This is a genomic window from Micropruina sp., from assembly GCF_047607385.1.
Lineage (GTDB): Bacteria > Actinomycetota > Actinomycetes > Propionibacteriales > Propionibacteriaceae > Micropruina.
This window is the reverse complement of record NZ_JASGDE010000120.1, coordinates 26,392-47,245: the sequence shown is the minus strand read 5'-3', so window position 1 is coordinate 47,245 and position 20,854 is coordinate 26,392. Positions and strand designations below refer to the sequence as shown.

Genomic DNA, 20,854 nt, shown 5'->3' with positions numbered 1-20,854 from the left:
ATCCTCCGCTCATTCTGCTCGTGAACCGCAGTATTTGCGGATCAACCATGGTCAAGCGCAATAATGCGCCGAACGTAAGGGTAGCGAAGGGCGTCCGCATGCGCTACCGGCGAGTCTTCCAACCCAGCGCCCGGCCGATCTTCACCCGGCTGCCGTAGCTGATCGACCCGGTCCGGAAGAGCCGCACCCCCAGCGTCAGGAAGAGCCAGCCGCAGATCGCCAGGACGGCCAGCGCGATGGTCGCCTCCCACCAGTACAGGCCGCCGGTGGCGTTGCGCAGCAAGGCCGAGACCGGTGCGGTGAGCGGGAAGAAGGTGAAGATCTGCGACACCACGCCGTGCGGATCGGAAACCAGCAGCGACGCGGCGTAGAGCGGGATGAACATCGACATGACGACGATGCCGAAGGTGTTGCCGGCCTCTTTGGCGCTCGGCATCACCGCCCCGATCGCGACCAGCAGCCCGGTGAACATCAGGAAGCTGAACAGGAACAGGAAGAAGCCGATCGCGACCGCGCCGGCGTTGATCGGGATCGAGCCCAGCGTCGGCACCCCGGCGGACGCCTCCGGCAGGCCGAGGTTGTTGCTGAGCAGGCCGAACAGGACGCTGGCCGGGATGCCGACCACCAGGCCCTGGACGATCCCGATGCCGACCAGGGCCAGCACCTTGCCGACGATCAGGGTGGTCGGGTTCATCGTGGTCAGGATCATCTCGGTGACCCGGTTCTCCTTCTCTTCGAGGGTGACGTTGAGCATCTGATTGCCCAGCATCAGCACCGCCAGGTAGAAGAGCACCAGGAAGATGCCCGGCGCGATCACCCCGGCGATCCCGGGGGTGGGGGCCCCGTTGGCGTAGGTGACCAGTTGGACCTCCGGGTTGTGCACCGCGAGCTTGGCCAGCACCGGGTCGCCGATCCGCTTCTCGATCGAGGCGTTGAACACCGACATGGCGACCGCGCTGTAGCGTCCGGAGTCGAACAGCCCGAGATCCTTGCCCTGGACGTCGATGGGCTGGCTGAGCGGGTCCTTCGGGTAGTCGATGTGGCATTGCGCCCGGCCGGCCACCACGTCCGCGCGGGCCGTGGCTGCGTTGCCGGCCTCGATGCCGCCGGCCGCCTTGGCCACCGCCGGATCGATCAGCCCGGAGGCGTCGGTGTAGCTGAAGCTGAGCGGGGCGGTGTCCTGGTTCTCGGCCCGCTGGGCGGTGGCCTGCCCGCTGAGCGCGCTCAGCCCGACCACCACCGCGATCAGCAGCGGCACCGACAGCGAGATCAGCCAGAACTTCGGCTTCAGCACGGTGCGCCGGAACTCGAACGAGATCACCGTGCCCAGATTGTGGCGGTTCGCGCCGCGCCGGTCGTTGTTCATGCCGCCGCCTCCTGGTCGCCGTAGACCTTGAGGAAGATCTCCTCCAGTGAGACCCGCGCGGTGGTGAAGCTGCGCAGCTCGACCCCGGCGTCCAGCAGTTCCCGGACGACCACGCCGGCGTCGGTGCCCTCGGGCAGCTCCAGCTCGGCGTAGTTGCGCTCGCTGACCGCCACCCGGTAGCTCGCCGAAGCGGGCAGGACGCCGCTGAAGGTGATCCGCATCCGGCGTCCGCCGAAGCTGTCCTGCACCTCGGCGAGGGTGCCGTAGGCCTCGGCGCGTCCGTCCTTGAGCAGCAGGATGCGGTCGCACAGCCGCTCCACCTCGTCCATCTGGTGGGTGACCATGATCACCGTCGAACCCTGGGCGCGCTGCTCGTCCACCAAGTCCATCAGCAGCCGGCGGTTGACCGGGTCGAAGCCCTTGGTGGGCTCGTCCAGGATCAGGATGCTGGGCGCGTTCATGATCGTGACGCCCAGCTGCACCTTCTGCTGCTGCCCGCCGGAGAGCTTGTCCAGCCGGACCTTGGCGTGGTTCTGCAGGCCGACCCGCTCCAGGAAGGCCCGCGACCAGCCGTCCGCCGCCTCGCGGGTGAGGCCCTTGAGCCGGCCGAAGTAGGTCATCACCTCGAGCACCGACTCCTTGCGGTACAGGCCGCGCTCCTCGGGCAGGTAGCCGAGCCGGGAGCCGTGGGCCGGGTCGAACCGGCGTCCCTCCACCAGCAGGCTGCCCGCGGTCGGCTGGTAGATGCCGAGCAGGGCCCGGATGATGGTGGTCTTCCCGGAGCCGTTGGAGCCCAGGAGGCCGAAGGTCTCACCGGGGAGCACCTCGAAGCTGAGATCGTCGATGACGACCTGATCGCCGAAGGCCATGCGGAAGTCGCGCACCTCGATGACGGGGGTTGGTCGTTCGCTCATGGTTCCACTTGACCACGCGGATCAAGCCTTCGTCCTCCCCGGCACGCCCCGTTGGGCCATTGCTTCACTAGAGTCACTGCATGGAAGCGAATCTGCCCATCGTGGTCGGTACCGACGGTTCGGACTTCTCCCTTCTGGCACTGCACCGGGCACTGTGGCTGGCGCGGCAACTCAAGGCCCCGGTGCGGGTGCTGCGGGCCTGGTCGATCAGCACCGCACCCCGTCCGGCCACCTGGTCGCCGGGCTACGTCCCGCCCGCGGACGACTTCGAAGCCGCCGTGCGGGAGCGGCTGGAACGCGATGTGGCGAAGGTCTCCGCGGAATACCCCGGCGTCGAGATCACCCTGGAGACGCCGCACGGGCCGGCCGGACGCGAACTGCTCAAGGCCGCCAAGCACGCCCGGATCCTGGTCGTCGGCACCCGGGGCGCCGGCGGCTTCAAGGGGCTGCTGATGGGCTCGGTCTCCGACCAGGTGGTGGAGCATGCCGCCTGCGACGTGCTGGTGGTGCGCCGCGGGGTGGAGGAGATGGCACCCGACCGGCGGGTGAAACTGGACCGGCTCCTCGACCAGTAGGCCGCACCGGTGACATCGCGCGAGCCGGCGGCCTGGACCTGCCTGGCCGAGGTATTGGGTATCGAGGGCAACGGCCTGCTCTTCGCCGACGCCCGTGACGGCGAAGAGTTGATCGGACGCTGCCGGGACGCCGGCTACACCGTGGTGGCCGTGGACACCGCGGGGGTCACCGACTTCCGCGAGGCGCAGCGCCGGATCGCCGACGGGCTGCGGCTGCCGGAGACCGCCGGCCGCAACCTGGACGCGTTGGCGGACAGCCTCGCCGACCTGGCCCGGTACTGGCCGGGGGCACCCCGGCTGGTGCTGGCCTGGTGCCGTCCGGAACGGGTGATCGAGGCCGACCCGACCGGCTGGTTCCGGCTCACCGACGTGCTGACCGAGGCCACCGAGCGGCTGTGGCGCGGCGGCACCGACCCGGCCGACCGGCTGTTCGAGACCCTGCTGCTCGCGGAAGGCTACGACGGGTGAACGGACTGACCGGACGGACCCGGCTGCTGGTGCTGGCCGGGCTGGTGCTCGTCGTGCTGCTCGGCGTGGTGCGGTGGTGGCAGGCCGGACGCGGGGAACCCGCAGTCGCACCCGTGCCGTCGGTGAGCGCCACCGGCACCGCCGGCACCCGGTCGGTCACCCCGAGCCGGGCTCCCACGAGAACACCGCCGACGACGGCGTCCCCGGCGGCGGGGTCCTCGACGACGGCGTCCTCGACAGTCCGGGGCCGATCCGGGCTGCCGGTCTGCACCCGGGTGCCGGCCGAGGTCTCCGACGCGGTCGCCGCCGTCCGCAACAACGGCCCCTACCTGCGGCCCCGGGACGACGGCGGCAGCTTCGGCAACCGGGAACGCCTGCTGCCCCCACAACCGCAGGGCTACTACCGGGAATACACCGTCCGCGCACCCGGGCAGCGGTTCCCCGGCCCCCGCCGGCTGGTCACCGGAGGGCAGGCCCGGCTCGGTGCCGAACCCGCCGAGTGGTTCTACACCGCCGACCACTACGAGTCGTTCTGCGAACTGCGTCCCTGAGCGGAACCTCTCAGCCGAGCAGCCCCTTGCTGGTCAGCCAGTCCTTGGCGACCGCCGCCGACGACTGCTGCTTGGCTTTGCTGGCCGCGTTGAGCCCGACCAGCTCGTCGGTGCTCAGGGCGGCGTTCACCTTGTCGATCACCGCGGCAGCGGCCTGGTCGACCTTGGGCGACACGATCGGCACCACGTTCTGCGGCAGGACCAGACTCTTCGGGTCGCTCAGCGTGGTCAGTCCGTTGGCGGCGATCGACGGGTCGGCGGAGTAGATGTCGGCGACATCGCATTTGCCGTCCTTGAGCGCCTTCACGGTGAGCGGGCCGCCGGAGTCCTCGACCGGAACCACCTCGACGTCGAGACCGTAGACGGACTTCAGCCCGGGCGGGCCGTAGGGGCGCTTGGCCAGCTCGGAGTTGGCGCACACCTTGATCGTCCGGTTCAGCTTCGCCAGGTCGCCGATGCTGGTCAGCCCGCTGCCCGCGGCGAGCAGCGAGACCACGTTGTAGGAGTCCTGGTCGGTGGCGGACGCCGCGGTGAGCGGCCGCAGGCCCTGGCCGAGCGCGGCGGGCAGCGCGGCCAGCACCTGCTCACCGGTCTTGGCGGTGGTCTTTTTGTCCAGGTACTGCAGCAGGTTGCCGGAGTACTCCGGCAACACGTCGATCTTGCCGGCCTGCAACTCCGGCAGGTACACCTCGCGCTGCCCGATCTGGTACTGCCGGGTGATCGTGTAGCCCTTGGCCTCCAGCGCCTGGGCGTACAGCTCGGCGATGATCTCGTTGGAGTAGTACTGCTGCGATCCCACGACGAGGGTGCCGCCGGATCCCGATGCCGGCGTGGACGGTGCCGGTGCCGGGCTGCCGGAACCGAGCGGATTCGACGAGGTGCAGGCGGACAGCGCGAGGGCTCCGGCCGCCAACACGGCGGCGATACGGGTCTTCATGGTGGTTCCTTTCGGTGGGAGCCGGGTTCAGGTGGTGTGCAGGCGGCGGGCCGCCAGTCGTTCTGCGAGCTCGAACACTCCTTCCATGATCAGCGCGATCACCACCACCAGCAGGGCGGCGGCGAGCATCTGCGGATAGTCCTGGGTCTTCAGGCCGAGGAACAGGAACCGGCCCAGCCCGCCGGCGCCCACGTAGGCGGCCAGGGTGGCGGTGGCGATCACCTGCAGCGTCGCCGACCGGACGCCGCCGAGCAGCAGCGGCAGCCCGAGCGGGATCTCCACCCGGGTCAGCACCTGCCATTCCGACATGCCCATCGCCCGGGCCGCGTCGACGGTGCGCGGATCGATCGCCTCGATGCCGGCATAGGCGCCGGCCAGCACCGACGGGACGGCCAGCAGCACCAGCGCGACCAGCGGCGCGACCAGTCCGATGCCGAGCAGCAGCCCGACCAGTGTCACCACGCCCAGGGTGGGCAGGGCCCGGGCGGCGCCCGAGGAGACCACCACCAGGCCGCGTCCACGGCGGGTATGACCGACCAGGTAGCCGAGCGGAATCGCGATCAGGCAGGCCAGTGCGACGGCGAGCAGCGTGTACCAGAGGTGCTCCCCGGAGCGGGCCCAGACGCCGTCGCCACCGCCGGCGTTGGCCGGGTCGAGAATCCAGGCGATCGCCGCGGTGAGGTAGTTCATCCCCGCACCGCCCTGGTCCAGGGCATCAGCACCCGCCCGATCAGCACCAGCAGGCCGTCGACGACGACCGCCAGCAGCACGGTGGCGACGATCCCGGTGAGCACCTCGGCCAGGATGCCGCGCTGGAAGCCGTCCACGAACAGCAGGCCCAGGTTGTCGACGCCGAGCAGGGAACTGACCGTGACCAGGCTGATGGTGCTCACCGCGACCACCCGCAGCCCGGCCAGCAACACCGGCCCGGCCAGCGGCAGCTCGACCTGCCAGAACCGGCTCGCCGCCGAATAGCCCAGCGCGGTGGACGACAGCCGCACCGGGGTGGAGACCGAGGCCAGGGCGTCCGCGGCGGAGCGCACCATCAGCGCCAGCCCGTACAGGGTGAGCGCGACGATCACGTTGGCGGAATCGCGGACGCCGAAGCCCAGGATGGTGGGCAGCACCACGAACAGCGGCAGCGACGGGATGGCGTAGAGCAGGCCGGCCGCGGTCAGCAGGGTGGCGCGGGACCAGCGATGGGTGGCCGCGAACCAGCCCAGCGGCAGCGCGAGAACGAAGGAGAGCACGATCGCCGGCACCGCCAGCAGCAGGTGCGCCAGCGTCCGGGAGCCGATCAGCTCCAGATTCGCCAGCACCCAGGTCATCTCAGCTCTCCGCCCGTGCCGGCGGGTCGGCGAGCCGCCCGGCGGGGCGTCCGTTGCCGTCGACGACCAGGATGCCGCCGGGCGTCTCGCGCAAGTGCAGGTCGAGGGTGCCGCGGCCCAGCCCGAGGAAGCCGGCCACGAAGTCGTCCGCCGGTTGGGCGACCACCTGCTGCGGGCTGCCGGCCTGCGCGACGCGGGCGCCCTTGGCCAGGATGACGATCTGGTCGCCCAGCGTCAGCGCCTCGGTGATGTCGTGGGTGACGAACAGGATGGTCTTGTGCAGTTCGCGCTGGATCCGCAGCAGCTCGGCCTGCAGGTCGGCCCGGACCAACGGGTCGACGGCGCCGAACGGCTCGTCCATCAGCAGGATGTTCGGGTCGGCGGCCAGCCCGCGGGCCACTCCGACCCGCTGCTGCTGGCCGCCGGAGAGCTGATCGGGGTAGCGGTCGGCCATGCCGGTCTCCAGCCCGACCAACTCCATCAGCTCGCGGGCCCGGCGGTGCGCGTCCGCCTTCGGCACCCCGTTCAACAGCGGGACGGTGGCGATGTTGTCGATCACCTTGCGGTGCGGCAGCAGGCCGGCGTTCTGCATCACGTAGCCGATCCGGCGGCGCAGCGGCACCGGCGCGACATCGGCGACGTTCTCGTCGTCGATCCACACCGAGCCCGCGGTGGGGTCGACCATCCGGTTCACCATCCGCAGCAGCGTGGTCTTGCCGCAGCCGGACGAGCCGACCAGCACGGTGGTCTGCCCGCTGGGCGCGCGCAACGTGAAGTCGCGGACGGCCTGCGTGCCGTCCGGGTATGACTTGCTCACGTTGTCGAAGCGGATCATCGTGTTCTACCTAACCTCATCCAGCAACGATTGTTCCCGGCCGCACTGACAGTTCCCGAGCCGGGCGGGTACTTTTCACCCCATCGGGCGAAGGAGGCGACGGTGAGCGAGAGCGTCGAGCACAACGAGGGCGAGCAGCGGTTCGAGATCATCGCGGACGGTGAACAGGCCGGTTTCGCGCACTACTCCCTGGCCGGCGGCGTCGCCGACTTCGACCACACCGAGGTGCAGCCGCGGTTCAACGGACGCGGCCTGGGCAGCACCCTGGTGCGCGGCGCGCTGGACCAGGTGCGGGCCGCCGGCCAGTGGCAGGTCCGCGCCAGCTGCCCGTTCGTGGCCACCTTCCTGAAGCGGCACCCCGAATACGCCGACCTGGTCGCCGACGAGGGGTAATAGTCAGGCTGGCTACCGGTGCGGTGACCCGGAGACCTCCCACAGCGCAGCGATCGGGACAGCGCGGTTACGTGGACCGAACGGCACCGTTGCCGCCCCGGTGTAGAGCACGAATCCAGCGACCAGGTCTGAACCCAGGTCGTCGGCGAGGCGGTTGATGCCGCGGAAATCATCCGCTCGCACGGTCGATGCGGCCTTCACGTCGATGGCAATGACCTTGCCCTGACGGTTCTCCAGCACGAGGTCGACCTCGGTCTGATCCTTCGTTCGGTAGTGGAAGAGATCGGCTCGCTCGTTCGACCAGGTGAGTTGCCGTGCCAACTCCATGGCGACGAAGGCTTCCAGCAGGCCGCCCAACGGGCTGTCCAGGCGCTGCAGCCCGGCCACGTCGTAGCCCAACAAGTTTGACGCAATCCCCGAGTCGACGAATGCGAGCTTGGGTGTGCCGACCGTCCGCCGGGACAGGTTGCGGGACCAGGACGGTATGCGTTTGATCAGGAAGACCTCCTCCAAGAGGTCGATGTAGCGGCGAACGGTGGGCGCGCTGATGGTCAGGCTGTTGGCCAGGTTCCCGGGCACGAGCAACTGGCCGGAGCGGGCGGCCAGGAGTCGCAGCAGGCGACGCATATCCTGCACGCGCTCGATCTCTGCTACCTGCAGGACGTCCCGGTTGATCAGGTCGGACACGTATTGGTCCAGGAACCGCTGTCTCCGCCGCTCCGTCCGTGCAACGGCTTCGGGAAAACCTCCTCTGGTCATGCGGGCCACATAATCAGCGCGGGCCTGGGTGGAGGTATGGACGAAGTCGGTGCCCTGGGCGAATACGGCGTCCACGAAACCTTCCGTGGGAGTCTTGTCGATCTCGCCCTGTGACAACGGCCACAACTCCAGCGTCTCCATCCGGCCCGGCAGCGCATCGGGTAGCTGCTTGAGCCCGAGCAGGCGCGCCGAACCGGTGAGCAGGAACCGGCCGGGCTGCGGGTCGGCGTCCACGGTCTCTTTGATCGCCAGCAAGAGTTCGGGAACGCGCTGCACCTCGTCGATCACCATGGGGGCTCGACCCGAGACGAACTCGGTCGGGTCGTTGGCCGCCGCGTGGCGCCATGTCGCCGAGTCGAGGCTGCGCCACTCGGCCCCCAGGCTCTGCGTGAGGACGGCAGCGAGAGTGCTCTTGCCGCACTGCCGTGCTCCGTTGAGCAGCACGACGCGGGTGTCGGACAGCGACTCGCGTGCAAGCGGTTCCGCTCGGCGCCGAAGAACCTCGCCCAACGGCGAGGCAGGAGGTCTGATCACGCCTCTACGATGCCATCTGACTTTCGTTTGGCCAAGCTTTGACTTTCGTTTGGCCAGGTGATCAGCTTTCGTTTGGCCGGGCCCCGACGGCCCGCGGATCAGTCCCGGGCGTACCGGGTGACGAAGTTCCGCAGCAGCCGGTGCGGGTGGTCGGTCACCCCGGAGTTGCGGGCCATCTCGACCAGGATCGCGTAGTCGTCGGGATGGAAGTAGCCGGCGTGGCGGTAGATCGCCATCCGCTGGGCCAGCGAGTCGACGTCCAGTTCGGGGTGGAACTGGGTGACGTACACGTTGGCCCCGTGGCGGTACATCTGCACCGGGCAGGCGCTGCCGGTGGCCAGCAGGGTCACCCCGGGCGGAGCGCCGTTGCAGGCCTCCTTGTGGCCGACGAACGCCTGGAAGGACGCCGGGACGCCGGCCAGCAGCGGGTCGCCGGCCGCCTCCGCGGTGAGCGTCACCTCGATCGCGCCGAGGCCCTCGCCGAAGGTGCGGTCGACGGTGCCGCCCAGGTGCGCGGTCACCGTGCCGATGCCGTAGCACATGCCCAGGAAGGGGAAGTCGGCGTCGACGATCTGGTCGAGCACGGCGCGCAGGTCGGCCTCCACCCGCAGCTGCAGATCGGACTTCACCGCGTCCGAGACGTTGAACGGGCCGCCGCCCAGGAACACCCCGGAGTGGTCGTCCAGCCGCAACTCGGGCAGCGGCCCCGCCTCGACCCGAATGTGGATCAGCTCGTCGGGCGCCAGGCCGGCATGCTGCCGGACCGATTCGTATTCGTCTCCGGCCGCCTTGTCATGGTCGCGGGTGGCCAGCAGCACGAACGGTTTCACGCCGAGAAGGGTAGCTCCGGGGGCCGGTCGGCGCCGGTGGAGTCCACCAGTTGCCGCAGCGCCGCCGCCGGATCTCCGGTGGTTCGCTGCCGCAGGTAGCTGGGTCCGTGCTCCATCAGCTCGGCCACGAAACGAAGCTCGTCGGCACAGCCGAGTTCGGCGGAGATGCCCTCCAACCGGTTCAGCCAGTCGTAGATGCCCTCCCGCATCGGCCGCAGCTTCTGGCCCACCCGCGGCGTGATCACGTCGGTGTCCAGGCCGTAGCGGGCGGCCCGCCACTTGTTCTCCTTCATGAACCAGACCGGCAGCCGGGCGATCGCCCGGCCGTCGTCCAGTTCCCGGGACATGTATTCGGCCAGGCATTGGGTGAGCGCGGTCAGCCCGCCCAGTTCGGCGAAGGTGGGCACCGAATCCAGCACCCGGTTCTCCACGGTGCCGAAGGTGGACGGGCGGACGTCCCAACGGATCTCATTGGGCGCCGAGATCATCCCGGCGTCCTCCAATTCGCTGGCGTAGTGCTCGAACTCCTCCCAGCTGTCCATCGGGTAGGGCAGCCCGTTGGTGGGCAGCTGTTGGAAGATCATCGTGCGCTGCGAGGCGTAGCCGCTGTCCTCGCCCTCCCAGTACGGCGAGGACGCCGACAAGGCGATGAAGTACGGCGAGAACCGGGCCAGCCCGTAGGTGATCGGCAGGGCCTTGTCGCGGTGGTCGATGCCGACGTGGATGTGGGTGCCGAAGATCGCCATCTGGCGTCCCCAGTAGGCGTTTCGCTCCTTCACCACGTTGTAGCGCCAGAAGTCGAAGGGCTCCGAATCGGCGGCCCGGTCCACCGGATGGGCTCCGGCGGCGAGCAGTCGGGTGCCGGGGCCGAGAATGCCGCGGACCCGCTCCAGGCTGCCGCGCAGGTCGTCCATGGCGCCGTCCACCCGGTGATGGACGCCGGTGACCAGCTCCACCATGTTGGTCAGGTATTCGCGGCGGATCGGACCCGACTTCGGATCGTCGACGGCGTCCAGGACGTCTTGGGCACGCGGCACCAGGTCGAGGGTTTCGGTGTCGACCAGCGCCAACTCCCACTCCACCCCGATCGTGGATTCCCCGGACGGCACGAAGTCGAACCTCATCGGTCCTCCCTGACTCGTGGCCGGGTGGGTTCCGGCCGCAGAGGGAGTCTAGGACGCCGAGGCCAGGTCAGGCATCGACCCATCCGTAGATGCCCTTGGTGGGGACGACGCGCTCGGTGACCTTGTTCTTCACGTTGCCGCCGATCACCCGCAGCTTCCCGTCCGGCAGCACCTCGGTGACGATGTCGACGTGGGTGGAGGTCTTGGTGTTCTCCGGCCCGGTGCCGTACAGCACCAGATCGCCGGGGCCGACCCCGTCCACTCCGTCGTGGGCCCGGTCGTGCTTCTTGCCCCACGAGTACAGGTCGCCGCTGAACGAGAAGCGGGGCACCGCGTCCCCGGCCTTGTTCCACACCCAGGTCACGTACAGGGAGTCCCACGGCATGCAGCCGCCGTAGGGGGTGCAGTCGGTCTTGCGCTCGGTGACGCCGCGCTGGGCGCGGGCCGCCTTGACGATCAACTGCTCGACGTCGGCCGGACGCGTCGGCGTGGCCGACGGGGTGGGGGCCGCCATCTGGCACAGCGAGAGGGCCGCGGAATCGCCGCCGTCGACGTAGACCGAGGCGACGTAGCCGGTCTTCTTCTTCCAGGTGATCTGGTTCCACACGTTGGAGGCGTGCGAGCCGTTGCTGACCGTGCTGCCGACCGTCTTGCAGAGCAGTGTGATCGTGGTCTTGTTCGGGATCCGGGCGAGCCGCTTGCTCTGCGTGGTCGGCGCCGCCCGCAACGACAACTGGGTCTTCTTGTTGGTGCGGACGCTGCCCTTCACCGGCGGCCCCAGCGGCGTCGCGGTTCCGGCATTCGTCGATGGGGTCGGATCCTGTGGGCCGGCGGGGGCGGCCGTGCAGCCGGCCAGCAGGGCGGTCAATGCCAATGCGACCGTCGCACCTCGTCTTGCCATGGATGCGACGGTAACACGTGGGACGGGCCGAATCCGCCAGGGACAGGAGGCGGATCCGGCCCGGGCTCATCAGGGGGCGGCGACCGACGCCAGCGCCTCGCCGTAGCGGGCGTCGGCGGGCGGCGTTGCCGAAGCGGCGTCCAGCACGCGTGCTGACCAACTGGTCAGGGACCGGGAGTAGACCACCGAGCCCGCGTCGACGGCTTTGCCGACGTCCTCACCGGGCGCACCGACCACGATCCCGTCGCGCATCGCCTCACCGGCGGCCAGGTCACCACCGAGGATGCCGACGGTGGCGCCGAAGTGGTCCGCGGCCTCGGCCTTGCCCGGGACGCCGCCCTTGCCCTGCTGGATCGTGACGGCCTTCCCGCCGGCGCGGTTGGCGCGGAACATGGTCACCGCGCCGGCGCCGAGCGCGGTGCCGACGGCCTTGCCCGGGACGCCCACCACGGCGGTGAGTTGATCGACGGTGTTGACGCCCAGCGCGACCGCGGAACCGAAGTAGTCGCCGGTGCGGGTGCTGCCCGGAATGCCGGCGCTGTTCTGATGGACGGCGCGCAGCGAGCGGTAGCTGCGACTGACCGGGTTGAAGTGCAGGACGTGCACCATGCCGGTGTAGCGAGCCGAGCCGAGGCTCTCGCCGGGGACGCCGACCAGCACGTGGTTGTCACGGACCGCCACCGCCGCACCGAACTGGTCGCCGGTCTCGGCGGTGCCGGGCACGCCGGCGGAGTTCTGGGTGACGGCGACGCCCTTGAAGCTGGTCGGAGCGGCGGCGGTGGACGACAGCAGGGTGACCGATCCGGCGCCCTTGCGGGTGCCCACGGCCTTGTTCGGGGTGCCGATCACGATGGTCCGGCCCTGCCCGGCCAGCGCGGTGCCGAAGCGGTCACCGTTCGCGGAGGTGCCGGGGATGCCGGGTGAGTTCTGGGTCAGGGTGACCCGCGCGGACGCCAGGGCACCGGTCCTGGTCAGCGGCAGCACCACCACCTGGCCGGCCTCCCACTTCGTGCCGTCGTCGGCGGTGGGAGCGGACACCACCAGCTGCTGACCGGTCCGGACCCAGCCCAGCGGGGTCAGTTCCTGCGGGGTCAGCAGCACCACCTGGGCGCCGAAGCTGCCGTGGGCGGCGGAGCCGGTGAAGCTGTTCATCAGGGTCAGGGCGTTGTTGTGGCTGCCTTTGACCAGGCTGACGGAGCCCTTGCCGCTGGTGCGGCCCGGGGCGCCGATGGCGAGGTCGGCGCAGCCGTCGGCGTTGACGTCGCCGAGTGTCACGGCTTCGCCGAAGCGGTCGCCGGGGCTGGACGGGAGGCCCAGGTCGGTGGCGCGCAGCAGGCGGCGCTGGCCGTTGCTGAACAGGACATCCACGGCGCCGCGTTCATTGTCGTAGGAGGGCACCCCGACCACGACATCGGCGATGCCGTCGGAGTTCAGGTCGCCGGCCACGGTGTTGTCCGGATCGCAACTGGTTGCCGCGGACGCCCGGGGCGCCGTCACGCAGGCCGAGGAGATGGTGATTCCGGCGCCCAGGCCGAGCGCGAGGACGGCTGCCAGCAACCTGCCGATGCGGGACATGGGGCCTCCTGTGGATGGACGCAACAACCCACAGGTACGCGCCGCTCCCGGCCTGATACACGCTTGTCAGCGAATCAGCCGGGATTCGGCAGGGGAAAGTCAGCTGGAGAAGAAGAGCCCGCCCAGGCCGCCGCGCCGGTAGCGGTGGCCGCCGCGATGGCCCCAGTCGGGGCCGTAACCGTAGCTCTGCGCGGGCGGGGGCGGGGCCGCGAACCGGGCCTCCAACTGGGTGATGTTCTCCAGTTCGCCGAAGTCCAGGAAGACGCCCCGGCAGTTCAGGCACTGCTCGATGTGGATGCCGTTGCGATCGACGGTGCGCATGCTGCCCGCGCATTTGGGGCAGGTGAATCCGGCGGGCACGGCGCCCGCATACGGCTCGTAGCGGGGCATCGGGTCGGTCGGTGAGGACATGAAATTACTGTGCCATGCGACGGCAAGCCGCAACCAGTGCATCCGCTGTGGCCGGGCTGTGGCTGTTCTGCTGGGCGGCGACGAAGACCGCGCAGCGGGCCGGCAGGTCGAGCACCGGCCACGGATCGCCGGCGGCCGGGACCGCCGGGCCGCCGGCGTCGCGGTAGGCGTCCAGGAAGTCCTGCCAGTCGGGGTCGGGGAGCAGTCCGCAGGCCCAGAAGCCGGCCGGCCGGGCCAGGTCCCAGGCCGGGTCGCCCACCCCGGCGTCGTCGACGTCCAGCAGTCGCCAGCCGTCGGTCCAGCGTCCGAGCTGGCCCAGGTGCCAGTCGCCGTGCAGCACGCCGGCCGACCGGCCCGGTTCGGTGTGGGCGAGCTGGTCGAGCAGCCGTTCCCCCAGGCCGCGCAGTGCCGCGGGGGCTCGTCCGACCGCCCGGGTCACCCGCTGCGGCCAGCCGTGCCCGGGGAGCCCGTCCGGAGCGGGGACGCGGTGCAGCCCGGCCAGCAGCACCCCGGCGGACGCCCAGGGCTGGGCGACGGCGTCCGGATCGGTGCTGCCGACCCGGGGCCACACGGTGACGGCGCGGCCGTCCGGGGCGAGCCGGACCCGGGTCTCCAGCGGCGGCACGAATTGCCGGTGGGAGACGGCCAGATCAAGACGGCGCTGCAGGGCGTCCGGGTCGGTGCGGGGCGCGTGCAGCTTGACCACGACGTCGCCGGCCAACCGCAATTCGGCGCCGGCGCTGGTGCGGCGAACCTCCGCCGGAGCGGAGCCGGGGCGGTGGGCGTCCAGCACCGTTCGTATCCAGGCGTCCAGCCCAGGCCGTGTTGCCACGTCCGTCATTCTGGAAGGATCGGGGCATGGATACCAGCCCGATCGTGCACGAGCTCAGCCTGACCTGCACCCCCGAGCATGCGTTCGACGTCTTCACCGCCAAGATAGGCACCTGGTGGGATCCCGAGTACAGCGGGAATCCCGACACCTTCACCACCGTCACCATCGATCCGTGGATGCGCGGCCAGATCACCGAGCGGCACGCCGACGGCGCCGAACACGACTGGGGCGAGGTGGTCGCCTGGGATCCGCCGGCCCGCGTCGCGTTCAGCTTCACGCTGGCTCAGGACCGCTCCTTCCCGACCGTCGTCCGGGTCACCTTCGTCCCCTCGGACGCCGGCACCCAGGTCACCTTCGAGCACGACGGCTGGACCGAATACAACGCCGAAGCCCGGGAGAAGTTCGGGGACTGGCCGACGCTGCTGGACCGGTTCGCGAAGGCCGCCCAGGCCTGAACTGATTCCTCCTTCCTCCGCCTAGTGGGCGCGCGTCCGTAGGTTCGTTGGCGTTGGTGCAGCGGCTGCCGAGCGGCTCTTGACCGGGCTGCATCAACTGCTGGAACCGGTTTCTGGTGGTTACGGCGACCCGTACCGGCGTCGTCGGCTGCTCGAACCGGTTTCTGGTGGCTACCGATACCCCCTGGGGGTTAGCTATACCCACCAGAAAGTGGTTCGAGCAGAGACAGCGAACCGACACCGGTCCGATAACCACCACAAACTGGTTCCAGCGCCTCACCAGCGCCGGCGACCCACGGATCAGCCCACCAGCCCCAGCTGCCACCGCCAACGAACAAAGGCGCAGGACACTAGTACCGCCTGGGTGAGGCGCCCAGCGGACGCTGCGGACGCCCGTCGTCGGTAGGTGCCAGGCCGCCCTGGCAGGTGGGGCAGTAGAACATCGTCCGCTCCCGGGTGGGCGGGCCGATCATCGCCACCCGGACGGTGCCGCCGCACCGCCTACAGGGCAGCCCGGACCGGCCGTGCACCCAGGTGTTCTCGCCACGTCGACGCCTGCCGGTGGTGGACTGGACGGCATGCTGCCGGCCGCGGCCGAGCAGTCGGTGGGCGCGGTTGACGACGGCGAGCCGGACGGGGCCGGGGAGTTCTGCGGGCGGCGTCCACGGATGGAGGCGTTCCATGAACAGCGTCTCGGCGGCATACAAGGTGCCGACACCTGCGAGATTGGCCTGATCGAGCAGCGCGGCACCGATCGTGGGATTGCGGGTCAGGTTGGCGGCGGCCAGCGCAGGGTCCCAGTCGGCGCCGAGGACGTCCGGACCGAGGTGACCGACCAGGGTGTGCTCGGCATCGGTGCGGACCACGTCCAGCATGCCGAGGCGCTGGCCGAGCCCTGCCCAGCGTGCGGTGCTGAGGAAGGCGCGGGTCTGGGCGTCCGGACGTGCGGTGGCGGCGTCCGCGATCAGCCACTGGCCCTCCATCCGCAGATGGGAATGGACGGTGTGACCCGAATCCAGCCGGTGCAGCAGGTGCTTGCCGCGGCTGATCACCTCGAGAGTGGTGTCCCCGGTGAAGTCGAGGGTCGATATCCCCGGCCAGCGCAGGTCGGTGCGGATCAGTGGTTCGCCCGCAAACGCCTGGTTGAGGCGCTGCGCGGTGCGCCAGACGGTGTCACCCTCGGGCATGGTGCGCTCCGCGTTGGCCATGTCCGGGAGTGAGGACGCGGGTGCCGGTGGGCTGAGACACGGCAACACCATAGGCGGTAGCCGCGGAGCCGGCGCGATCAAACGGCCAGGTGACGATGCCGGCTCGCCCGCCACCTCAATGCCGACGTTTGCAGGATCTCTAGGCCGACGTTTGCAGGGCTTCTGGGCCGACTTCTGCAGACTCCCGGCCTGGACATGCCCTCTCACCTCCTCAGCCGGAGCCCCTGCGGCGTCAGCCGGAACCCGGCGCCGGCGAGGGCTTGCGCCAGCGCGTGGTCGGAGCCGAGGACGTCCGCGCCGTCGATCTTGGCGACGGTGAGTTTGCCGAGGACGCCGGCGTGCACGGCTTCGGCCAGGGCGGTGGCGGACGCGGCCAGCAGGCCGGGATCGTCGGTGAAGGAGAGCAGGGTGCGTCCGCCGCGTTCGACGTAGAGGGTCAGGTCGCCGTCGTTCAGCACGACCAGGGCGCCGGCCTTGCGGCCGGGCTGGTGTTTGGCGCCTTCGGCACGCGCCGGCCAGGGGAGCGCCGCCCCGTACGGGTTGGCCGGATCGGTGGCTGCCAGCACCCGCGCGCCGGGGATCTCCTTCGCTTCGCGGAGCAGGTCGACGGCGTGCCGGTCGCCGAACTGGGCGGCGCCCAGGCCCTCGACGAAGTAGCCGCGGCGCACCTGGCCGGCTTCTTCGAAGGCGCTGAACACCCGGTAGGCGCCGGCGAACCCGCCGGTCACCTCTTCGTTGGCCACCGAGCCGCGGGTGACCACGCCGTAGCGGTCCAGCAGTACCTCGGAGCGCGCGGCGGCCAGCACGGTCGGGTCTGTCTCGACGCTCGGCAGCTGCGACCAGCGTCCGGACGCCTCGGGCGGACCGGCCGGACGGGGCAGCGGCCCGCGCGGCAGGCCGCGGCGTCCGAACCTGCCGCGAGCGGGGGCGGGACGCGCCTTCAGGCTGACCCGGCCGCCGCCGAGCAGCGCGCGCAGCGGGGCCAGGGTGTCGTTGCTGATGTGCCCCGACCAGACCAGCTGCCACAGCGCCTCGGACAGCTCGGCGTCCGAGGCCGGAACCCGTTCGGCGAGCGTGCGGAACAGGTAGCTGCCGCCGCCGGCGAGCGCCTCCAGCACCCGTGCGGCCAGATCGCCGGGCGCTTCACCGGGCCGGGTCAGGGTCAGCTCGGCGGTTTCCGCGGGATGCAGGGTGATCCAGCCGTCCGTGCCGGCCAGCGCGCCGGCACCCTGCCAGACCACCTCGCCGCCGGCCAGCAGCTCGTCCAGCATGGCCGGCTGGTAGTCGCGCACCCGGGCCGGCAGTACCAGCGACTCCAGCGAACTCGCCGGCACCGGGTACCCGGCCAACTGCTGGATCGCCGACAACACCCCCGGGGTTCCCGACAGCGGCGTCACCACCCCTTGCCAGTGGCTCAGGAAACGCGCGAACTGCTGCGGCGGCACCGGTTCGACCGCGTTGCGCAGCGCCGCCAGCGAACGCCGTCGCAGCACCCGCAGGACGCCGGGATCGCAGTAACTGAGGCCACCGCTGGTTGAGCTTGTCGAAACCCGGGTCTCGACATGCTCGACCGACGGGGTATCGACAAGCTCGGCCAGTGAGGACGGGGGCACCCAGCCCGGCGGCCGCAGATCACCCTCGACCAGGCGTCCGTCGGCGACCAGCCGGGTCAGCACTCCATGCACCACGGCCGGTCCGAGACCGAGCCAGCCGGCCACCTCGGAGGCCAGGAACGGAGCGTGCCCGCGGGCCCAGCGCAGCATCAGGTCGCCCAACGGATCGGGCACCGGGGCGCGATGTACCTCGGGCACCCCGACCGGCACGCTGACGCCGAGGGCGTCGATCAGGCGTCCGGCGTCCTCCACGGCGGCCCAGCGGGTGCCGCCGCCGATCCGCACCTCGATCACCCGGCGCTGCTCGGTCAGTCCGATCAGCCACTCCGGAACGCGGTCGGGGTCGGCGCTGCGGGCCCGCAGCCCGGGCAGGTCCAGCGGACCCAACACTCGGATCAGATCCGCCAGATCCTCCAGATCGCGGGCCCGGCGTCCCTCGGCGAGGTGCTGCAGCTCCGATTCGGTACGGGTCAACGACTCCGGGTCGAGCAGGTCGGCCAGCGCCAGCCCGTCCGACGTACCTAGTAGATCGGCCAACAGCGCCGGGTCGAGGGTGAGCGCCGCGGCCCGCCTCTCGGCCAGCGGCGAATCGCCCTCGTAGAGGAACTGCGCCACGTAGCCGAACAGCAGCGAGCCGGCGAACGGGGACGGCCGCGGCGTGGTGACCTCCACCGTCCGCACCTGCCGGGTCGCGATCGACCGCATCAATTCCACCAACGCGGGGACGTCGAAGACGTCCTGGACGCACTCCCGCACCGCCTCCAGGACGATCGGGAAACTGGGGTACTCCGACGCCACCTCGAGCAGCTGCGAGGCCCGCTGACGCTGCTGCCACAAGGCCTGACGCTTGTCCGGACGGCGTTTGGGCAGCAGCAGGGCCCGGCCCGCGCATTCCCGGAACCGGCTGGCGAACAGCGCGGACGAGCCGATCTGCTCGGTGACCAGGCCGGCCACCTCGTCCGGGTCGAGCACGATCGCCTGCAGCAGGTCGGGCACCGCCACCTCGTCGTCGCCGGCCCAGCCGGTGTCGGGCAGCCGCAGCACGATGCCGTCGTCGCCGTGCATGGCCTGGACGTCGACGCCGTGCGACTCCCGCAACCGGGCCGCGATCGCCAGCGCCCACGGGGCGTGCACGGGCGCGCCGAACGGCGAATGCACGACCACCCGCCAGTCGCCGAGTTCGTCGCGGAACCGCTCCACCACGATGGTGGTGTCGCTGGGCAGCTGCGGGATCGCCTCCCGCTGCTCGGCCAGGTAGCCGACCAGGTTGTCGGCGGCCCACTCGTCCAGCCCGGCCGCTTTCGCCCGCTGCCGGGCCGCCTCCGGCGCCAGCCCGCCGACCTCGCGCACGAACGCACCCAGCGCCTTGCCGAGTTCGGCCGGACGGCCCAGCGTGTCGCCCTTCCAGAACGGCAGCCGTCCGGGTTCGCCGGGGGCGGGGCTGACCAGCACCTGGTCGTGGGTGATGTCCTCGATCCGCCAGGTCGAGGTGCCCAGGGTGATCACGTCGCCGACCCGGGACTCGTAGACCATCTCCTCGTCGAGCTCGCCGACCCGGCGTCCGACCCCCTCGCCGGAGACGAACACGCCGAACATGCCCCGGTCGGGAATGGTGCCGCCCGAGGTGACCGCCAGCCGCTGCGCGCCGCGGCGTCCGGTGAGGGTGTCGGTGGTGCGATCCCAGACCAGCCGGGGTCGCAGTTCGGCGAACGCCTCGGACGGGTAGCGCCCGGCCAGCATGTCGAGCACGGACTCCAGCACCGGCCGGGTCAGCCCGGTGAACGGCGCGGCCCGCCGGACCAGGGCTTCCAGTTCGGGCACGGTGATGTCGTCCAGCGCGCAGATGGCGACGATCTGCTGGGCCAGCACGTCGAGCGGATTGGACGGCACCCGCAGCGATTCGATCGCCCCGGCCCGCATCCGTTCGGTGATCACAGCGGTCTGCACCAGGTCGCCGCGGAACTTCGGGAACAGCACGCCGCGCGAGGTCGCGCCCACCTGATGCCCGGCGCGTCCGACCCGTTGCAGCCCGGACGCCACGGACGGCGGCGCCTCGACCTGCACCACCAGGTCGACCGCGCCCATGTCGATGCCGAGTTCCAGGGACGACGTGGCCACCACCGCCGGCAGCCGCCCGGCTTTCAGGTCGTCCTCGGTCTGGGCGCGCTGCTCCTTGCTGACTGAGCCGTGATGAGCGCGGGCCAGCAGTGGCGGGGCGCCCTGGGACTGGCCGGATTGTGCCATCACCTCCGCAGGCGGCCTGGCGTTCCGACCGAGCGTGGACCTGGTCTCGACAAGCTCGACCGACGCAGCTTGCCGCTCGACCCAGATCTCATTGAGCCGTGCGGTCAGCCGCTCGGCCAGCCGGCGGGAGTTGGCGAACACCAGGGTGGAGCGGTGGGCGGCGACCAGGTCGACGATCTTCTCTTCGACGTGCGGCCAGATCGAGGTGCGCCGCGGATCGCCGGCCGCCGGCCCGGACAGGTCGTCGGTGACCTCGCCCAGCGCACCCAGATCGGGCACCGGCACCACCACCGACAGCTCCCAGGTCTTCTCGCTGGGCGGATTGACGATGCTCACGCCACGACCGCCGGCCAGGAACCGGCCGACCTCCTCGATCGGCCGGACGGTCGCGGACAGCCCGATCCGTTGCGCGGGCCGTTCCAGCAGGGCGTCCAGGCGTTCCAGGGAGAGCGCCAGATGGGCGCCGCGCTTGCCCCCGGCCAGGGCGTGGATCTCGTCGACGATCACGGTCTGGATGCTGGCCAGGGTCTCGCGGGCGGCCGAGGTGAGCAGCAGGAACAGCGACTCGGGGGTGGTGATCAAGATGTCGGACGGCTCGCGCGCGAAGCTGCGGCGCTGGTCGGCGGGGGTGTCGCCGGAGCGCACCGCGACGGTGATCGCCGGCGGTTCCAACCCCATCCGGACGGCCTCGTGGCCGATCCCGACCAGCGGCGAGCGGAGGTTGCGTTCCACGTCGACGGCCAGCGCCTTGAGCGGCGAGACGTACAGCACCCGGCAGCGTTTCAGCTTCTCGGGAACGGGTTCGGTGGCCAATCGGTCGAGCGCCCAGAGGAACGCCGAGAGCGTCTTTCCCGAGCCGGTGGGCGCCACCACCAGGGTGTGCTGCCCGGAGCTGATCGACTCCCAGGCGCCGGCCTGGGCCGCGGTGGGCGCGGTGAAGCTGCCCCGGAACCAGCTCGCGGTGGCCGGGGAGAACCGGTCGAGTACGTCGTCTGCCATGA

At 70.7% G+C, this 20,854-nt stretch carries 20 protein-coding genes; 5 read left to right on the top strand and 15 right to left on the bottom strand.

Going from position 1 to position 20,854, the window contains the following annotated elements; genetic code table 11:
- Positions 1–103 precede the first annotated feature (103 nt).
- Together QM582_RS10910 and QM582_RS10905 are read right to left on the bottom strand one after the other, a co-directional pair.
- Positions 104–1,366, bottom strand: a complete 1,263-nt coding sequence (locus QM582_RS10910) for an ABC transporter permease (protein WP_415084328.1) — start codon at positions 1,364–1,366, stop codon at positions 104–106.
- Positions 1,363–2,280: an ABC transporter ATP-binding protein gene (locus tag QM582_RS10905; RefSeq protein WP_415084326.1), complete on the bottom strand. Its 918-nt coding sequence runs from the start codon at positions 2,278–2,280 to the stop codon at positions 1,363–1,365. The genes QM582_RS10910 and QM582_RS10905 overlap by 4 nt, the downstream gene beginning before the upstream one ends.
- A gap of 80 nt (positions 2,281–2,360) precedes the next feature.
- On the opposite strand from QM582_RS10905, the gene QM582_RS10900 reads away from it, so the two are divergent.
- Genes QM582_RS10900 through QM582_RS10890 form a run of 3 tightly spaced genes read left to right on the top strand, consistent with a single transcriptional unit; the run spans position 2,361 to position 3,874 of the window.
- Complete coding sequence (locus QM582_RS10900; protein WP_415084324.1) at positions 2,361–2,855, top strand: universal stress protein; 495 nt, start codon at positions 2,361–2,363, stop codon at positions 2,853–2,855.
- Positions 2,856–2,864: 9 nt separating this feature from the next.
- On the top strand, positions 2,865–3,323 hold the full coding sequence (locus tag QM582_RS10895) for a barstar family protein (RefSeq protein WP_415084322.1): 459 nt from the start codon (positions 2,865–2,867) through the stop codon (positions 3,321–3,323).
- Positions 3,320–3,874 (top strand): ribonuclease domain-containing protein, encoded by a 555-nt coding sequence (locus QM582_RS10890; RefSeq protein WP_415084320.1) that lies wholly within the window; start codon positions 3,320–3,322, stop codon positions 3,872–3,874. Before QM582_RS10895 ends, QM582_RS10890 begins: the two co-directional genes overlap by 4 nt.
- Positions 3,875–3,884: 10 nt before the next feature.
- Here the strand turns inward: QM582_RS10890 and QM582_RS10885 are convergent, their stop codons facing one another.
- The 4 genes from QM582_RS10885 to QM582_RS10870 are packed head-to-tail and all read right to left on the bottom strand — an operon-like array spanning position 3,885 to position 6,974.
- The gene (locus QM582_RS10885) at positions 3,885–4,811 is read right to left on the bottom strand and encodes an ABC transporter substrate-binding protein (protein ID WP_415084318.1); all 927 of its coding nucleotides are present in this window, start codon (positions 4,809–4,811) and stop codon (positions 3,885–3,887) included.
- A gap of 27 nt (positions 4,812–4,838) precedes the next feature.
- Entirely contained in the window at positions 4,839–5,501 is a 663-nt protein-coding gene (locus tag QM582_RS10880; RefSeq protein WP_415084316.1) for an ABC transporter permease, read from the bottom strand.
- Positions 5,498–6,139 (bottom strand): ABC transporter permease, encoded by a 642-nt coding sequence (locus QM582_RS10875; protein WP_415084315.1) that lies wholly within the window; start codon positions 6,137–6,139, stop codon positions 5,498–5,500. Before QM582_RS10875 ends, QM582_RS10880 begins: the two co-directional genes overlap by 4 nt.
- 1 nt (position 6,140) lies before the next feature.
- Complete coding sequence (locus tag QM582_RS10870; protein WP_415084313.1) at positions 6,141–6,974, bottom strand: ABC transporter ATP-binding protein; 834 nt, start codon at positions 6,972–6,974, stop codon at positions 6,141–6,143.
- A gap of 102 nt (positions 6,975–7,076) precedes the next feature.
- On the opposite strand from QM582_RS10870, the gene QM582_RS10865 reads away from it, so the two are divergent.
- On the top strand, positions 7,077–7,367 hold the full coding sequence (locus QM582_RS10865) for a GNAT family N-acetyltransferase (RefSeq protein ID WP_415084311.1): 291 nt from the start codon (positions 7,077–7,079) through the stop codon (positions 7,365–7,367).
- A 12-nt stretch (positions 7,368–7,379) separates the two neighbouring features.
- Here the strand turns inward: QM582_RS10865 and QM582_RS10860 are convergent, their stop codons facing one another.
- The 7 genes from QM582_RS10860 to QM582_RS10830 form a co-directional block, all read right to left on the bottom strand.
- Positions 7,380–8,570 (bottom strand): ATP-binding protein, encoded by a 1,191-nt coding sequence (locus QM582_RS10860; RefSeq protein WP_415084309.1) that lies wholly within the window; start codon positions 8,568–8,570, stop codon positions 7,380–7,382.
- A 188-nt stretch (positions 8,571–8,758) separates the two neighbouring features.
- A complete protein-coding gene (locus QM582_RS10855; RefSeq protein WP_415084307.1) occupies positions 8,759–9,490 on the bottom strand; it encodes a glutamine amidotransferase in 732 nt (243 codons plus the stop codon).
- The gene (locus QM582_RS10850; RefSeq protein ID WP_415084305.1) at positions 9,487–10,614 is read right to left on the bottom strand and encodes a carboxylate-amine ligase; all 1,128 of its coding nucleotides are present in this window, start codon (positions 10,612–10,614) and stop codon (positions 9,487–9,489) included. The genes QM582_RS10855 and QM582_RS10850 overlap by 4 nt, the downstream gene beginning before the upstream one ends.
- A gap of 67 nt (positions 10,615–10,681) precedes the next feature.
- On the bottom strand, positions 10,682–11,515 hold the full coding sequence (locus QM582_RS10845; protein ID WP_415084303.1) for an SH3 domain-containing protein: 834 nt from the start codon (positions 11,513–11,515) through the stop codon (positions 10,682–10,684).
- Between the two features lie 69 nt (positions 11,516–11,584).
- Positions 11,585–13,090: an FG-GAP repeat domain-containing protein gene (locus QM582_RS10840; protein ID WP_415084301.1), complete on the bottom strand. Its 1,506-nt coding sequence runs from the start codon at positions 13,088–13,090 to the stop codon at positions 11,585–11,587.
- 99 nt (positions 13,091–13,189) lie between these two features.
- Complete coding sequence (locus QM582_RS10835) at positions 13,190–13,501, bottom strand: zf-TFIIB domain-containing protein (RefSeq protein WP_415084299.1); 312 nt, start codon at positions 13,499–13,501, stop codon at positions 13,190–13,192.
- 4 nt (positions 13,502–13,505) lie between these two features.
- Positions 13,506–14,333: a phosphotransferase family protein gene (locus QM582_RS10830; protein WP_415084298.1), complete on the bottom strand. Its 828-nt coding sequence runs from the start codon at positions 14,331–14,333 to the stop codon at positions 13,506–13,508.
- A 26-nt stretch (positions 14,334–14,359) separates the two neighbouring features.
- Between QM582_RS10830 and QM582_RS10825 the strand changes: the two genes are divergently transcribed.
- Positions 14,360–14,788 carry an SRPBCC domain-containing protein gene (locus QM582_RS10825; protein ID WP_415084296.1) on the top strand — a complete coding sequence of 143 codons (429 nt, stop codon included), beginning with the start codon at positions 14,360–14,362 and terminating at the stop codon, positions 14,786–14,788.
- A 350-nt stretch (positions 14,789–15,138) separates the two neighbouring features.
- Here QM582_RS10825 and QM582_RS10820 read toward each other — a convergent pair whose 3' ends face one another.
- Both QM582_RS10820 and QM582_RS10815 read right to left on the bottom strand, forming a co-directional pair.
- The gene (locus QM582_RS10820) at positions 15,139–15,996 is read right to left on the bottom strand and encodes an Fpg/Nei family DNA glycosylase (RefSeq protein WP_415084294.1); all 858 of its coding nucleotides are present in this window, start codon (positions 15,994–15,996) and stop codon (positions 15,139–15,141) included.
- 203 nt (positions 15,997–16,199) lie between these two features.
- Entirely contained in the window at positions 16,200–20,852 is a 4,653-nt protein-coding gene (locus tag QM582_RS10815) for an ATP-dependent helicase (protein ID WP_415084293.1), read from the bottom strand.
- Positions 20,853–20,854: the final 2 nt, after the last annotated feature.